General features: G+C 68.3%; 5 protein-coding genes. 4 read left to right on the forward strand and 1 reads right to left on the reverse strand.

Going from position 1 to position 17,142, the window contains the following annotated elements:
• Window positions 1-88: 88 nt before the first annotated feature.
• Window positions 89-6,052, forward strand: coding sequence for an AAA family ATPase (locus POL67_RS14395; RefSeq protein ID WP_271917924.1), 5,964 nt, complete (start codon window positions 89-91; stop codon window positions 6,050-6,052).
• A gap of 31 nt (window positions 6,053-6,083) precedes the next feature.
• On the opposite strand, the gene POL67_RS14400 is transcribed toward POL67_RS14395, so the two are convergent.
• Complete coding sequence (locus POL67_RS14400; protein ID WP_271917925.1) at window positions 6,084-8,258, reverse strand: response regulator; 2,175 nt, start codon at window positions 8,256-8,258, stop codon at window positions 6,084-6,086.
• 475 nt (window positions 8,259-8,733) lie between these two features.
• On the opposite strand from POL67_RS14400, the gene POL67_RS14405 reads away from it, so the two are divergent.
• From POL67_RS14405 to POL67_RS14415, 3 genes are all read left to right on the forward strand, one after another.
• Window positions 8,734-10,116, forward strand: coding sequence for a sigma 54-interacting transcriptional regulator (locus POL67_RS14405; RefSeq protein WP_308789528.1), 1,383 nt, complete (start codon window positions 8,734-8,736; stop codon window positions 10,114-10,116).
• Window positions 10,117-10,128: 12 nt separating this feature from the next.
• Window positions 10,129-14,802: an nSTAND1 domain-containing NTPase gene (locus tag POL67_RS14410; protein WP_271917926.1), complete on the forward strand. Its 4,674-nt coding sequence runs from the start codon at window positions 10,129-10,131 to the stop codon at window positions 14,800-14,802.
• A gap of 146 nt (window positions 14,803-14,948) precedes the next feature.
• Window positions 14,949-17,123 (forward strand): DUF4139 domain-containing protein, encoded by a 2,175-nt coding sequence (locus POL67_RS14415; RefSeq protein ID WP_271917927.1) that lies wholly within the window; start codon window positions 14,949-14,951, stop codon window positions 17,121-17,123.
• Window positions 17,124-17,142: the final 19 nt, after the last annotated feature.

A 17,142-nucleotide genomic window follows, 5' to 3' on the forward strand; every position in this document is an offset into this window, starting at 1 on the left:
CCCCGAGATCGATGGTCGCCTTCCGCCCGCTCGATCTAGGATCGATGCTCGGATCGCAGCGCCCCTGGAACGGACGCGAGGGAGAACGATGGATCTGCGGGAGTACGCGCTGGGAGAGGTCGTCTACGACGGGAACGAAACACGGGTATGGCGCGCGGTCCATGTTCCCTCGGGGGCGCGCGTGGCCATCAAGAGCCCGGTGGCCGAGGTGCCCAGTCCGCGCGTGCTGGGCCGGCTGATCCACGAGCACCAGGTGCTCCTGCAGCTCGCCGAGGTGCCCGGGGTGGCGCGCGCACAGGCGCTCTTGCAGCAGGGCGGCACGGCGGCGCTGGTGCTGGAGGATCCCGGCCTCGACTCGCTCGATCGCCTGCTCGCCAAGCAGGGGCGCTTGCCGGTCGGGGCCGCGCTGCGGCTCGGTCGGCTCCTGTCGCGGGTGCTCGAGGGGGTGCATGCCGCGGGCGTGATGCACAAGGACATCAAGCCGCAAAACGTGCTGGTGGACGAGGCGTGCGAGAAGGTCACGCTGCTCGATTTCGGCATCGCCTCGCTCTTGTCCCAGGAGGCCACCGAGGCGAGCATCCCCGAGGCGCTGGAGGGGACGCTGGTTTATATTTCCCCGGAACAGACGGGGCGCACGGCACGCGCGCTCGATACACGCACGGACCTTTATTCGCTGGGGGTGACGCTCTTCGAGGTGATGAGCGGGCGGCTGCCGTTCACGGAGCGCGATCCGCTCTCCCTGGTGCACGCGCACCTGGCCAAGGACCCGCCTCCGCTCGATTCCGTCGCCCCGGACGTGCCGAGGCCCGTGGCAGCCATCGTGGCGAAGCTTTTGGCCAAGGATCCCGAGCGGCGCTACCAGACGGCCCGCGGCGTGGCGGAGGATCTGGAGGAGGCCCTCCGGCAATGGGACGAGCGGGGCGCGGTGGAGCCGTTTGGCCTGGGAAGAAAAGACTTCTCGCGCAAGCTGCGGATTCCGCAGGCGCTGGTGGGGCGGGAGCGCGACGTCGAGCGGGTGGGGGAGTCCTTTGCGCGCGCCGCGCAGGGCACGGTGGAGCTTTTGCTCGTCGGGGGTCCCTCGGGCATCGGCAAGACGGCGCTGGTGCGCACGGTCTACAGGGATATCGCGCAGGCAGGGCGCGGGCTCTTGATCGCGGGCAAGCACGACCAGCTCGCGCGGTCGACGCCCTTCGCGGCGATGGCGCAAGCGTTCGGGGCGCTGATGCGTCAATGGCTCGGAAGCTCGGAGGCGGTGCTCGAGGCCTGGCAGCAGCGCATTCGGCGCGAGGTCGGGGACAACGCGCGGCTCATCGCGGACGTGGTGCCGGAGCTCGACCTGGTCATGGGCAAGCTGCCGCCGGTGCCGCCGGTGGAGGGCGAGCAGGTGCTCAACCGGCAGAAGCTGACGTGGCTGAATTTCGTGCGAGCCGTCACGGCGCCAAACCCGCCGCTCGTGATGTTCCTGGACGACATGCAGTGGGCCGACAGCGCCACGCTGATCATCCTGCAGACGCTGCTGACGGACGTGGAGCGCAAATCGCTGCTCGTGATTGCGGCGTACCGCGATAACGAGACGCCGCCCGAGCATCCGCTGTGGAAGCTCGTGGAGGCGGTGGAAAAGAGCGAGGGCAAGGTCTCGCGCATGACGGTGGGCCCCCTGTCGGGCGAGCAGGTGCAAAAATGGCTCTCGCGGACGCTGGAGAGCGAGCCCGCGCGGGTCTTGCCGCTTTCGCGTGTGCTCTCGCAAAAGACCCGCGGAAACCCCTTCTTCCTGGAGCAGTTGCTGCTCTCCCTGCACCGGCAGAAGCAGGTGGTGAGGGACCCGGAGAGCGGGGCGTGGCGCTGGGAGCAATCGTCGCTGGAGAGGGCGGGCGTCACCGATAACGTGGTGGCGCTCTTGACGGACAAGGTGCGCGAGATGCCCGAGCCGACGCAAAAGCTCCTGGGGCTCGCGGCCTGCGCAGGCCACACGTTCCACCTGCAGGACCTCACGCGGCTCAGCGGCTGGGAGCGCACCCCGGTGACGGGGGCGTTGTGGCCGGCGCTGGATGCGGAGCTGGTGGTGCCGGTCGACGGCGCGTACCGTCCCGCGCAGGCGCTCGGAAGCATAGGCGACGTGGCGCTGGACGCAGCGTACCGGTTCCTGCACGACCGCGTGCAGCAGGCGAGCTATGAGCGGATCTCGCCGGAGCAGCGGGTGCTCGCGCATCTGGAGATCGGCCGGCGGCTCCGGGCGCGTCATCGTGCCGAGGGGGGAACGGCCCAGCAATTCCTGGAGCTCGTGCGGCACCTGAACCTGGGTTCGGCGCGGCTCGAGTCCGTGGAGGAGCGCAACGAGCTCGCGCGGCTGAACCTCGGGGCCGCGCGCACCGCGAAGGCGGCGAGCTCGTATCGATTGATGGCGAACCTGCTCGACAGCGCGCAGGCGCTCCTTGGCGAGCGGGCCTGGGAGGAGGAGAGCGAGCTGTCGGTGGAGATCGGGCTCGAGCGCCTGGAAGCCGCTTATCTGCTCCGGGAGTTCGACGACGTCGAGGCGCGGGCGCTCGCCTTGCTGGATCGATCGCTGCCGGAGGTGGCGTGGCTCTCGGCGCAGGAAATCCGTACGCGCTGCTGTGTCGCCACGGGGCAATACGCGCGGGGCATCGGGCTTGGAATGGCCGCCCTCGCGAAGCAGGGCATCACGTTCCCCGACACGGATGAGGCGTGTCAGGTCACGCTCCTGCAAGAGTCCACCGAGCTGGATCAATGGCTCGAACACGACCCGGACGGGTTTGATCGAATGCCGGTTGATCCCTCACCGGAGCACCGGCTCATCGATGCCCTGATGACGCAGGCGCAGCTCTGCACGGTCTACGGCGGCCGGCCGATGCTCTATTCGCTCATCATCGCCCGCATCGTGTCCGAGGCGATACGGAGGGACGCGCTCACGCCTGCGGCCGCCTTCATGATTTGCAGCTTTGCCAATGTGTGGTCGGTGGCGACGGGCATGTATCGCCGTGCCATGCGCTGGCTCACGCCCGGGGTGCGCGCCGCAGAGCGTGTGGGCTCCCCGATGCTCCCCGAGTGCATCGCGCTCAAGGGGATCTACCTGGTCCACTCGAGGCCCATCGATGAAGCGCCCCCCGTCTACGAGCAAGGCATCGCTGCAGGCTTGAAGATCGGGTCGTTTCAAGGCACGAGCTGGGGCCTCCTGGCCGAGCTGTTCTATTACCGCGTTTGGCGTGGCCTGCCGCTTGGCCAGGTCGACGCGCAGGTCAAGGCTCGCTGGGATCTCGTGCAGCGCGCGGGAGACGCCGTGGGAAGGCACCACTTCGAGGCGGTGGCGTCCTATTGCGAGGTGCTGATGACGCCGGACGGCGCCCCACGACTCCTGCATGACGAGCCCTTGTCGCGAGGCTCGCGCTCCCTCCTGGCCGACGGGGACGGGTTCACGGGAGGGCTCGCTCGTACCTTGGAAGCCTATTTGTTCTGCGTCACCGGCAGGTGGGAGCGAGCGCTCGCGCGGGCGCGGGAGGCCGACCAATTTCGAGCCGACATTCTCGGCATGCCCCCCGTGACGGACATCGCGCTCTTTCTGGCGCTCGCGGCTGCGAAGTGCTGGCCCGACGCCGCCACGCACGAGGAACAGGAGCGGCTGCGGCAGCACATCGAGCACAGCCTCGCGCGATTGCGCTACTTCACCGAAGGCTGCGAGGCCAATTTCGTCCACAAGCTGCGCCTCGTCGAGGCCGAATACGCCCGCGTCCTCGGCAAGACCGAGGAGGCTGCGTCCAAATACGACGAGGCCATCGAGCTCGCCCGCGAGCACCGCTTCTTGCACATCGAGGCCCTGGCAGCCCAGCTCGCCGCTGAGTTTCGCCTTTCGACGGGCAAGAGCCACGTCGGGGCGATGTACCTGCGCGAGGCGCGTGATGCCTATGCGCGCTGGGGCGCGTACGCCGTGGTCGCGCACCTCAGCGCGAGGTATCCCGCCGTGCTCAAGGTGAGCATGCACGAGCCTTCCCCCGAGCGCACGACCGTGACGGCAACGACCACGACCATGGGGGGATCCACGGACGCGAGTTTCGACGTGAAGACCGCGGTGCGCGCAGCGCAGGCGCTCTCGGGCGAGCTCGACCCGGGGCGCGTGGTGGGCCGGCTGATGGAGCTCACGCTGGAGAATGCGGGGGCGCAGCGCGGCGCCCTGGTGCTCAGCGAAGGGGAAGCGCTCTCCGTCGTCGCGCGGCTCTCGGTGGAGGGGGCCCGCATCGAGACGGGGCTCTCGGAGCCTCTCGGGCAAAGCCACGACGTGCCGGTGGCGGTGGTGAAATATGCGGCCCGCACGGGCGAGCCGGTGGTGACCGGCGACGCGAGGTCCGAGGCGCGTTTCGCCGGCGACCCGTACCTGGCATCCCACGCGGTGCTCTCGCTGCTCGCGCTTCCCTTGACGCATCGGGGCCATGTGGTGGGCGTGCTCTACCTCGAGCACCGCGACGTGCCGTCGGCGTTCCCTCCCGCGCGCGTGGAGCTCTTGTCGGTGCTCGCCTCGCAGGCCGCGATCGCCGTCGAGAACGCCGTGCTCTACCGGGACCTGGAGGTCAAGATCCAGGAGCGCACGGCGCAGCTCCAGATCGCCAAGGAGGCGGCCGACCGCGCCAATCGAGCGAAGAGCGATTTCCTTTCGAGCATGAGCCATGAGCTGCGCACGCCGCTCAATGGCATCCTGGGGTATGCGCAGTTCCTCCTTCGAGCGCCCGAGCTTTCGCCGAAGAGCCGCGAAGGGGTGCAAATCGTCAAGAAATCGGGCGAGCACCTGCTTTCGCTGCTCAATGACCTCCTGGACCTGGCGAAGATCGAGGCCGGCAAGATGGAGCTCGTCCCCCTGCGGATCGACTTTGGCTCCTTCGTGCGCACCATCGCAGACCTCTGCCGTGTGCGCGCCGAGCAGAGGGGCATCACCTTCACCCACGCGGTGCGGGGCCCGGCGCTCGCCGCCGTGCACGCCGACGAAAAGCGCTTGACGCAGGTGCTCCTGAACCTGCTCGGCAATGCCATCAAGTTCACCAAGCGCGGCGCGGTCACCCTGCTCGTCGACGTGCTGGACGAGGGCGGAGGGGGGCCACGCGAGGTGCGCTTCCGGATCGAGGACACGGGCCCCGGCATCGCCGCGGAGCACCTCGCGCGCATTTTCGAACCCTTCGAGCAGGTGGGAGATCAGCGGGTGAAGAGCGAGGGGACCGGGCTCGGCCTCGCCATCAGCAAGAGGATCATCGAGCAGATGGGCGGGACCATCCATGTCGAGAGCGAGCTCGGCAAAGGGAGCGCGTTCACGGTGACGTTCACGCTGGCCGAGGCACTCCCCTCCGTGGCCGTCGACGAACCCCCGGAGTGGGACACGATCTCCGGGTATCGCGGCGAGCGCCGCAAGATCCTCGTCGTGGACGACAACCCCAACAACCGCGCGTTGTTTTGCGATCTGCTGGTCCCCATTGGCTTCGACGTCGTCCAGGCCGACGGCGGCGAATCCGCGCTGCGGCTGGCCCTGGAGCACAGGCCGGCGCTGATCCTGATGGACCTGGCGATGCCAGGCCTCGACGGGTATGAGACCACGCGCCGTCTGCGGCAGATGCCCGAGCTCGACGGGGTGGTGATTTTGGCCTCGTCGGCGAACGTCGCCGCCGCGGAACAGCCGAAGGGGGCCCAGGCCGGCTGGGACGACTTCTTGCCGAAGCCCGTGCAGGCCAGCCTGCTCTTCGACAAGATCGCGCATTTCCTCGGCGTGGAATGGACGCATGAACCGGTGAAAGCCGCGGCCCATGTGGCGGTGGAGGAGGAGGGCGCGCTGGTGCCGCCGTCGGCCGAACAGCTATCGCTGCTCTCGCCGCTGGTGGCGTCGGGCCGTATCCGGAAGGTGCTGGCGGAGGCGGAGCGAATGCAGCAAAACGAGCCGCGACTCGGCCCCTGGCTCGAGCAGTTCCAGACGCTGGCGCGGACCTACCAGATACGGAAGCTGCAAGAGTTCGTCGAGAAGTATGCCACGGCGGGCCAGGCGGTGGCCCCGGACCGCACTTGACGAGCAGGTCGTGGGGGCGGCAGCGTCGTTGCTACATGGACCGGGCGCGGCCGTCCGGGCTCATCTCGCCCCAACCCTGGTTTCGCCCGGCCAAACTCGCGACGTGCGCCACGAGCTCCGACGGCTTCACGGGTTTGGCCAGATGCATCTGGTATCCGGCCAAAAGCGCCCGCGTGCGGTCCTCGGGGCGCGCAAATGCGGTGAGCGCCAGCGCCGGCACGCTTCCCCCACGCTCCTGCGGCAACTGCCGTACCTTCCGGATCAGCTCGTAGCCGCCTTCTTTCGGCATGCCGATGTCGCTCACCAGGACCGTCGGCTGGTCTCGATCCAGCTCCGCCAGCGCCTCCACGACCGAACCCGCCGTCCGCACCTCGGCATGGCATTCCGCCAGGATTCGCAGGAGCAGCTCTCGCGTGTCCGGCTCGTCGTCCACCACCAGCACCCGCACCCCTGTCAAATTCAGGAGCTCCCCGCCACGGTGCCACAAGGGCCGGCGCGGCGGCGTCGAGGGCGGCCGTTCTCCGGCCAAAACCTCGACATGCTTGGCCTCCAGCGGCAGCTTCACCGTGACGCTCGCCCCCTGGTTTTTCCCGGAGCTGGCCGCCACCACCGTCCCCCCGTGCAGCTCCACCAGGTGCTGCACGATGGAAAGCCCCAAACCGAGCCCGCCGTGCTCGCGCGTGGTCGATGCGTCGGCTTGCCGGAATTGCTCGAATACGTAGGGCAAAAACTCCGGATCGATGCCGATGCCCGTATCGCTCACCGTGAGATGCGCGAACGATCCCTCGCGACGCAGCGATACCATGACCTGCCCGCCCCGCGGGGTGAACTTCATCGAATTGCTGAGCAGGTTCCACACGATCTGCTGGAGACGATTCGGGTCCCCCAGGACCTTTTCGCCGGCCGACGCGACGCTGAGCTCCAGGCGGATTCCCTTCGTCTTCGCCGCCGGCTCCGCCGATTCCAGCATCGTTTCGAGCATCTCGGCCAGATCGACCACCTCCAGGTCGAGGTTCAGCCGCCCGCTGATGATACGCGACATGTCCAAGAGGTCGTCGATGAGCTTGGATTGCGTCCGCGCGTTGCGCTCGATCGTCCCGAGCCCCCGGCGCTGGAGCTCGTCCGAGGGACCCCGGGTGAGGAGCAACTGCGACCAGCCGAGGATCGCGGTGAGCGGCGTCCGCAGCTCGTGGCTCAGCAGCGCCAGGAACTCATCCTTCAGCCGCCCGGTGCGCTCGAGCTCCGCCCGCGCCGCCTGTTCGCGGGAGAGGAGCCTCTCCTGCTCCGCCTCCGTCCGCTTTCGCTCGCTGATGTCCGTGGAAATCCCGCACACCGCATACGGCCGGCCCGACTCGTCGACAAGCGGGCACTTGATCGAGATGTACGTGTGGAGCCCATCGTCCTGGGGAACGATCTCTTCCTTCTCCAGCGGCCTCCCGGCCGCCGCCACCTGCCGGTCGAAAGCGTGAAATGCGTCGGCACACTCCACGGGGAACAAGTCATAGTCGGTCTTGCCCATGAGCGACCGCACGGTCACATGAAATAACTCTTCGAAGCGGCGGTTGGCCATCAAATAGCGGCCTTCGAGGTCCTTGACGTAGAGGACCGCCGTGGAGTTGTCGACGATGGCCTGGAGCAGATGCTGGCTCTCGCGCAAAGCATCTTCCGCGCGGCGACGCTCGGCGTTCTCCGCTTTGAGCGCGGCGTTCGAGCTCGCCAGCTCGGCCGTGCGCTCTCGCACCCGTTGCTCCAGCTCCTGGTGGGCATGCTGCAACTGCGCGTTTTTCGCTTCCAGCTCCTTTTGGGCCTCGCGCAAGCAGAGGTGCGTCTTGATCCGCGCGAGCACCTCGTCGATCTCGAATGGCTTGGTGATGTAATCGACCCCTCCCGCCTCGAACCCCTCGAGTTTGTTCGCTGCTTCTCCGAGGCAGGTCATGAATATCACCGGGATGTCGCGGGTGCTCTCCGCCGCTTTCAGGCGCCGGCACGTCTCGAAGCCGTCGATCCCAGGCATCACCACGTCGAGCAGGATCAAGTCGGGCTTCATGAGGCTCGCCCGCTTCAAGGCGTCTTCTGCGTCCTGCGCGACAAGCGCCTGATGCCCGGCTGACTCCAGGTGATCCACGAGCACGGCCAGGTTGATGGGCATGTCATCCACGATGAGAATCGTGCCCTCACGAGCACCGGGCGCGGAGGCTCTGCTCATGATCGCTGACCGCCCCAGGGGCGCCGCGGATCGAGCCCCGGCGCCACCTTCCCCTCGAACCCCTGGGCCAGCCGGCCCGAAGAAGGCCAACGCCGCCCGTTCGCCGCACCTTGGCGCCCCCCGGCGGAGATCCCGCATGTCGAAAAGCGAGGCTCGCTCGTACGCAACATCCTCTGTCTCTGCTGCGCCGGGGAGTCCATTCGTATGGTAACCTCGCTATCCAACTGCTCGATCCTGGGACCTTCGCGAGGCGGCGTCAATTCCGAACCGTGGCCGCCTCGTGGCAGGAGCCCTCCTCGGGCCGGGCTTATGTCTGTCCCGACCGACGGCCGTGCTCCCGCGTCTGTCCCGCGCCTGTCGAGCCGAACGAGGACGGCGGCGCCTGATCTGGACAAGGACGGCCTGCCGGACGACAAGGACAAGTGCCCGCGTTTGTCGTGTGAGCCGCACCTCTCGTGTGGTAGAACGGCAAGCCGTGTCGAGCCGAGGCCGCGCCGCGGGGCAAGAGCAGAGCGACCGGAACATCCCCGAGGGCGCCGCGCATTCCGCGACGTTGACGCATGCCGACGGCCACGCCGCCGCGAAAGGCACGGTCCGCCGCTTCCGCCTCACCGTCGTCGAGGGGCCCGCGCGTGGCGTCGCCTGGCAGTCCACGGGCGACCGCTGCTCGATCGGCTCCCACCACCGCAACCACCTCATCATCGACGACCCCACGGTCTCCCGGTTCCACTGCGAGATCGTGATCGACGAGGGCGGCGTGCGGGTCCGCGATCTCAAGAGCCGCAACGGCACCGTGCTCGACGGGGTCGCGGTCCTCGAGGCGTTCCTGCGCGTCGGGAGCCTCCTGCGGCTGGGAAAAACCGTCATCCGCTTCGAGCTCGGCGCCGAGACGCTCAGCCTGCCGCTCGCCGAGGAGACGCGCTTCGGCTCGCTCACGGGCGTCTCGCCGGCGATGCGCGCGACGTTCGCGATGCTCGCCCGGGCCGCCGAGAGCGACGTGACGGTGCTGCTCGAAGGCGAGACCGGCACGGGCAAGAGCCAGGCGGCGCACTCGATTCACAAGAAAAGCGCCCGCAGCGAGGGGCCGTTCGTCATCGTCGATTGCGGGGCCATCCACGGAAACCTCCTGGAGAGCGAGCTCTTCGGGCACGAAAAAGGCGCGTTCACCGGGGCCACGGATCGGCGGGTCGGCGCGTTCGAGGAGGCGTCGGGCGGGACGTTGTTCCTCGACGAGGTCGGCGAGCTGCCCGTCGACCTGCAACCGAAGCTGCTCCGCGCGCTGGAGGCGCGTGAGGTGCGCCGCGTCGGGTCGAATGCGTACCGGCCGGTCGACGTGCGCGTGATTGCCGCGACGAACCGTGATCTCCGCACGGACGTGAACATCGGTCGTTTCCGCGCCGATCTTTATTTCCGCCTCGCGGTGGTCACGATTGGAATGCCGCCCCTGCGCCGGCGGCCCGAGGACATCCCGCCGCTCGCCGAGGAGATCCTCACGTCGCTCCGCGCGCCCCGGGACGCAGCCGAGCAGCTCCGTTCGCCCGAGTTCATGGCGCAGCTCCGGAACGGCGCGTGGCCCGGCAATGTGCGCGAGCTGCGCAATTACGTCGAGCGTTGCTTGATCCTCCGCACGATCGAGCCGGCCAGCACGAGCCCCGGCGCGACGGAGGAGGGGTTCGCCGTGGATCCCATGGCGCCGTACGCCTCGGAGCGCGAGCGCGCCATGGCTGATTTCGAGCGCCGGTATTTCAAGGCGCTCCTCCGGCTGCACGACGGCAAGGTCGCGCGCGCCGCGGGCGCGGCCGGGATGGATCGCACGTATCTGTATCGGCTCCTGCGACGCCACGGTATCGAGCCCTAGGGGGCGGATCGCATGGAGCGCCATCCGGAGAGCCAGCGCGATCGCTCGGAGGAGGCTTTGGCGAGGGAGCCGGAGCCGGATCCCGCGTTCGCCCGGACCGCGCGGGTGATGACCGAGCCAAACCCGGAGCCGCCTTCCCGCGCGACGGTCTCCGCGACGTCGCCGCCGATCGCATTCGGCGCGCCCGCGATCCCGGTGGAGTCGTTGTCGCTCCAGCCGGGGCGCGTCATCAAGCAGTACGAGATCATCCGCGAGCTCGGCCAGGGCGGCATGGGGCGCGTGTTCTTGGCCCGGGACACGCGGCTCGCGCGGCTCTGCGCGATCAAGCTCCTCGTCGGGTACACGGGAAAACGCGCCGGGCGGTTTCTGGCCGAGGCGCGGGCCACGGCGCGCTGCAAGCACGAGAGCATCGTGGTCGTGTACGAGGTCGACGAGCTCCAGGGATATCCCTACATGGTGCTCGAATACCTCGAAGGCCGCACCCTTCGGGCGTGGATGACCGAGCGCGAGCGCGTGAGCGGCGTCGCGCCGAGCGTCGCGGCGGAGATCATGATTCCCGTCCTGCGGGCGCTCGTATGTGCGCATGAAATGGGCATCGTGCACAGGGATCTCAAACCGGAAAACATCCTCCTGACCGACGGCGGGCAGGTGAAGGTGCTCGATTTCGGGATCGCCAAGCGCTTCACGCTCGACAACACCGGGACGATGACGATCGCCGCGCCGCGCCCGGGCGACGATCTCACGACGACCGAGGACGGGACGGTCGTCGGCACGCCGCCGTACATGTCGCCCGAGCAATGGCTGGGGCTCGACATCGATCCGCAATGCGACATGTGGGCCGCTGGGATCATCCTGCACGAGCTCGTCACGGGCGCGCACCCGCTCGCGCCCGTGAGCATGGCGCGGCTCGTCGGCGTCCAGGTCCTCGAATTGCCCATGCCGAGCGTGCTCGAATCACGCCCGGATCTCGGGGCCCTCGGCGCGCTCATCGATCGCTGCCTGAAAAAAAGCAAAACGGAGCGTATCGGTTCGGCGCGGGAGCTGCTCACGGCGCTCGAAGCCCTCGTGGACGAGCCGACGACGGTGGCGCTCTCCGACGACGACAACCCCTTCGCCGGCCTCTCGGCATTCCAGGAATCGGACGCCGCTCGGTTTTTCGGGCGCGAGCGCGACATCGCCGGCGCGCTCGGCCGCTTGCGCAACCAGCAGCTCGTGGTCGTGGCCGGCCCGTCCGGCGCGGGTAAATCCTCGTTCGTGCGCGCGGGGCTTCTCCCGGCGTTGAAACGCTCGGGCGGACCCTGGGAGGTCTTCCTCCTGCGGCCGGGGCGCAAGCCGCTCGCCGCGCTCGCCGACGTGCTCGCTCAAATTGCCGATGCGCCCATCGATAGCCGGGGCAGCGTGCCCCTCACGTCCGACATCGAGGAGCTCGCGGCGACGTTGCGCAGCCGCCCCGGTTACCTCGGCGCCCGCCTTCGCGCGCGGTGCCGCCGCGCCGGGCCGGACCATCACATTCTTTTGATCGTCGATCAATTCGAGGAGCTTTATACCCTCGGCGCGAGCCAGGACGAATGGAAGGCGTTTCTCGCCTGCCTCGAAGGCGCGGCCGACGACGCATCCTCGCCGCTGCGCGTGGTGCTCGCGATGCGCTCGGATTTTTTGGACCGGCTCGTCGACAATCGCCATTTCATGACCGAGGTCACCCGCGGGCTCGTGTTCTTGCCTCCGCTCGGCCGCGAAGGGCTGCGCGCGGCGTTGACGAAGCCCATCGAGGCGGCGGGATATCGATTCGAGGGCGACGAGCTCGTCGAGCAGATGCTCGATACCCTGGAGAACACGCGGAGCGCCCTGCCGCTTTTGCAATTCACGGCGACCAAGCTGTGGGAGGCGCGGGATCGCGAGCACAAGCTCCTCTCCCGTGAGAGTTATCGCGCGCTCGGCGGCGTCGCGGGGGCGCTCTCGACGCACGCGGACGCGGTGCTCGCGACGCTTTCGGGTCCGGAGCAGGCCCTCGCCCGGTCGATCTTGTTGCGGCTCGTTACGCCCGAGCGCACGCGCGCGCTCGTGAGTTTGTCGGAGCTGCGCGAGCTCGCCGAGGGCGGCGACGCGACGGAGCAGGTCGTGCAGCACCTCGCCGCCGCGCGGCTCCTCGTCATCGAGACGGGCGGCGATTGGGAGGGGTCGACGGTCGAGATCGTCCACGAATCGCTGGTCGAGCGGTGGGCGAAGCTCCGGCATTGGCTCGACGAAAACGAGAAGGACGCGCAATTTTTGGCGCGGCTCCGCGCCGCTGCCCAGCAATGGGACGCGAGCGCGGAGGCCGAGGGGCTCGTCTGGCGGGATCGCGCGGCCGAGGAAGCACGGCAATGGCTCGCGCGCCGCCGCGCTGCGCAAGGGGCGGGCGCGCCTGCCCGGCTCGGCCGGCGCGAGGAGCGATATCTCCTCGCCGTTGTGGGGCTGGCCGATCGCGAGCGGAGCTTGCGTCGCCGCGTGGCCATGGGGGTCATCGTGGCGCTCGGCGCCATTACGGTGGTCGTGTCGTACCTGGCCCTGCGCGCCGGGGAGCAGGCGCGGCGCGCCGATCAGCAGGCCTCGCACGCGGACGCGGAGGCGGCGCGCGCGCAGGCCGAGGCGAGGCAAGCGCGCAATGCGACGCGTATTGCCGCGGCGCGCGAACTGCAAGGAGATCCGACGACCGTGCTCGCGCTCCTGCGCGAGGTCGAGCCGCCCGAGGTGCCTCGCGGCTGGTCGGAGCTCGCGCGCTCGGCGCTCCAGAGCGGGCCGGCCCGCGTGGTGCTCGGGCATCCGGCTTTGGTGATGTCCGCGGCCTACAGCCCCGACGGCAAACGGATTGCCACCGCGTCGGAGGACGGCATCGTGCGGGTATGGAACGCCGACGGCCGCGGCGAGCCCTTGCTCCTCCGGGGGCAGGAAACCGTGCAATCGGTCGCGTGGAGCCCCGACGGCCGCCGCATTGCGGGGGCGTCATGGGACAAGACCGTGCGGCTCTGGAATTCGGACGGCACGGGCCGCTCGATGGTCCTTTCCGGCCACGAGGACGCGGTCCGGACGGTCACGTGGAGCCCCGACGGCGCCCGGCTCGTCTCAGCGTCGCGGGACAAAACGGCGCGTATCTGGCGGAGCGACGGCACGGGCGAGCCCGTGATCCTCCACGGGCACGAGCAGGGCTTGCGCTCGGCAGCCTTCAGCCCCGACGGCGCGCGTGTCGTCACGGCCTCCGAGGACAAGACCGCGCGGGTCTGGAATGCAGACGGCTCGGGCGAGCCCGTGGTGTTTCGGGGCCATCTCGCGGCGGTCAACCTGGCGACGTTCCGGCCCGACGGCGAGCATATCGTCACGGCCTCGTGGGACAAGACCGTGCGTGTCTGGCATGCGGACGGCTCGGGCGAGCCCCAGGTCCTCACGCGCCACCAGGATGGCGTGTATTCGCTCGCGTTCACCTCCGAGGGCGAACGTATCCTCACGGCCTTTCATAACGAGGGCATGCGCCTCTGGACCGCAGAGAACTCGGGGGATCCCTTGGTCTTTCGTGGCCACGAAGACGCCATTCAAAGGGCCTCGTACAGCCCCGACGGGCAGTCTGTCGTGACCGTCTCCTCGGACAAGACCGCGCGGGTCTGGAGCGCGGAGGGCACGGGCAGGCCTTTGCTGCTCAAAGGGCACCAGCGCTTGGTCTATCGGGCGTCCTTCAGCCCCGACGGCCAGCGTATCGTGACGGCTTCCTGGGACAACACAGCCCGGGTGTGGAATGTGGACGGCGCGGGCAAACCCGTGGTTCTCCGGGGCCATGAAAACGTCGTCCACTGGGCCGAGTGGAGCCCCGACGGGAAACGGATCGTGACGGCGTCCGAGGACAAGACGGCGCGGATCTGGAATGCCGATGGAAGCGGCGAGCCGCTCGTGCTTCGTGGCCACTTGGCCACGGTCAAATCGGCCGAGTGGAGCCCCGACGGGAAACGGATCGTGACGGCGTCCGAGGACAAGACGGCGCGGATCTGGAATGTCGACGGCAGCGGCGAGCCGCTCGTCCTGCAGGGCCATCAGGCCGCGGTCAATATGGCGTCGTGGAGCCCCGACGGCCTGCGCATCGTCACCGCGTCCCGCGACAAGGTCGTCCGCGTGTTTCATGCCGATGGGACCGGCGAGCCGCTGCTCTTGCTGGATCACCAGGGGAACGTGCGGAGCGCGATGTTCAGCCCGGAGGGCAAGCGAATCGTGACCGCGTCGCACGACCGGACGGCGCGGATCTGGAACGCCGATGGCAGCGGGGAGCCGCTGGTCCTCGAAGGGCACCAGCATTGGGTCAATTCGGCCGAGTGGAGCCCGGATGGAAAACGCATCGTCACGGCCTCGCAGGACAAGACGGTGCGGATCTGGAACGCGGACGGGAGCGGCGAGCCGCTTGTCCTGCGTGGCTCCGATTTCGTGCTGAACTCGGCGGCGTTTAGCCACGATGGCAAGCGGCTCGTCACGGCGTCGGACGACAAGGCCGCGTGGGTATGGTCCGACCTCGAGCCGCTCACCGGCGTCCAGGATCCCAAGTTGTGGTCGGCGACGACGTACTGCATGTCGGTCGAGCGGCGGATCGCGCTCCTGAACGTGCCTGAAGCCACGGCGCGGGCCGAGCAAGAGGCCTGCGAGCGCCGCGTCTCCGGCGCGCCCCGCTGAGCTGTCGACGGGCCGTCCACACCTGTCGACCCCGGGTCCACGTCGCCGCCAGTGCGGGGCGAGAAAGCGCGGCGATGGTGCGGGGAAACGGCGTGGCACGATCGCTGCTCTTGGCCTCGTCTCCGACTCGAACGAGGTGTGTCCCCATGCGCAAGGTTCTCGCTCCCCTTTCCCTTTTTTGGCTTCTCGGCTGTAGCAACGCCACGAGCTTCGTCCGGAGCGACACGACGCTCGGGCGTGTCGTCGTGTACCGCAATGGCGTCGCGTACTTCGAACGGTACGCGGAGATCGACGGGGATACGCTCCGTCTCAGCGTGCCTGACGACAAGGTCGACGATTTTTTGAAATCGCTCACCGTGGTCGATGCGACGACGGGCAAACCCGCGCCGATCGCGTATCCGACCGTGGGCTCGTCGGGGTACGACGGGCAGGGGGGAAACCTCGTCAACATGGAGATCCAGCTCCAAGGCGCAAAGCCGCACAAGCTCCGGCTCTCGTACGTGACCGAGGCGCCCTCGTGGAAGCCGAGTTATCGCATCTCCATTGGCAAGGACGGGAAGACGAACGTCGATGCGTGGGCCGTCGTGGACAACACGTCGGGGGAGGACTGGAACCAGGTCAAGCTCGGGGTGGGTTCGAGCTCGGCGCTCTCGTTCCGCTTTGATTTGCGCACGATCCGGGTGGTCGAGCGGGAGACGTTGCAATCGAACGGCCTCTTCGCGCAGGCGCCTCCGATGGGCGGGGCGACGCACGGCGGGCAGCCGGGGCAGCCGGGGAAGCGCATTCTCGCGAACCTCGACGATACGAAGCTCGCGAATGTCGCGAGGAGTACGGGGACTACGAGTCCTGAGAGTGGCTATGTCGTCGATGGGCTGGCCGCGGGCGAGGTCACGGTCTCCACGACCAGCGTGGAGCACACGAGGCGCGTCCCCGTGCGCTCCTTCGAATCCCTCACCGCCGTCATGCCCGGGATTGGGGTTCAAGACAGCGTGCCTGCGAGGGAGCCCGCGCCGCCGCCGCCTCCGCCGCCTCCTCCTCCCAAGACGCAGGAGCAGATCCAGATCGAGCAGCTCGCGGCCAAGTATCGGAGCAACCGCAAGCAGATCGTCGTGGAGGGGTATGCCGACGCCAAGGACGGCGATAAAAATGCCGCCTCGCTCGACCGGGCGAATCGCGCACGTTTGCAGCTCATTCAAGCGGGGCTGCCGGCCTCGCAGATCGTCGCCGTGGGCAATGGCATGCAGGAAGGTCGCAAGGGCGGCGTGAGCATCGTGGAGGCGGTCGACGCCGAATCGCAGATGCAGAAAACGGCGACCCTCTCGCCCGCCGAGGAGGCGAGCGCCGAGCCGATCGGCACCGCGCACTTCGAATCGACCGTGCCGATGACCGTGCCTCGCACGACGAGCGCGATGGTCTCGATCTTGAGCACGGAGACCGACGGCGGCTTCGTGTACTTCTACGACCCGGAGAGCACGCGAGGCAATACGACGTTCCCGTTCAAGGCGGTGCGCCTGAAGAACCCGACGGATTCGGTGCTGGAGAGCGGGCCGGTGACGGTCTTCGGCGAGGGCCGGTTCATCGGCGAGGGCATGAGTGAGCCGATCCCGGCGCGTTCGTTCGCGTTCATTCCTTTCGCGCTCGACCGGCAGATCGTGGTGGAGCGCAAGGACGACGAGGTCGACGCAATCTCGCGGATCCTTTCGGTGCAGCGGGGCGTGTTCTCGACGGAGGTGAAGCACACGCGGCGTAAGACGCTCGTCATGACGAACCGGGCGCAGGACAAGGCGACGGTGTACGTGCGGCATACGGTGGCGAAGGGGTATACGCTGGCGAAAGCGCCGACGTCGCAGGAGCGGATGGGCGAATCGTATCTGTTCCGCGTGGAGATCGGCCCGGGCGAGAAGATGGACGTCGTCATCGACGAGGAGACGCCGGTCTTCCGGTCGACGGATCTCCGCAACGACGCGGGGATGGAGATGGTGCGGGTGTATCTGTCGGGCCCGGCGGCGAGCGGGAAGCTGAAGGAGAGCGTGGGGGCGCTGCTGGATCTGCATAAGGAGATGGCGAACCTGGAGCAGCGGATCACGATGACCCGCGAGCAGCTCGCCGAGTATCGGCAGCGATTGGACGAGCTGCACGCGCAGATCGTGACGCTGAAGATGGTGAAGAGCGGGGGGCCGCTGATGCAGAATCTGGAGAAGAAGATGCAAGAGGTGAGTGATCGGATCTCGAAGGCGACGATCGATCTGGTGGCGCAGCAGGAGAAGCTGATGCTGGCAAGGATCCGGTTCCAGGATGGGGTGGCGGAGCTTTCGCTTTAGAGGGAGCGGCGAGTCGTCG

The organism is Polyangium mundeleinium, assembly GCF_028369105.1.
GTDB classification, from domain to species: Bacteria; Myxococcota_A; Polyangia; order Polyangiales; family Polyangiaceae; genus Polyangium; species Polyangium mundeleinium.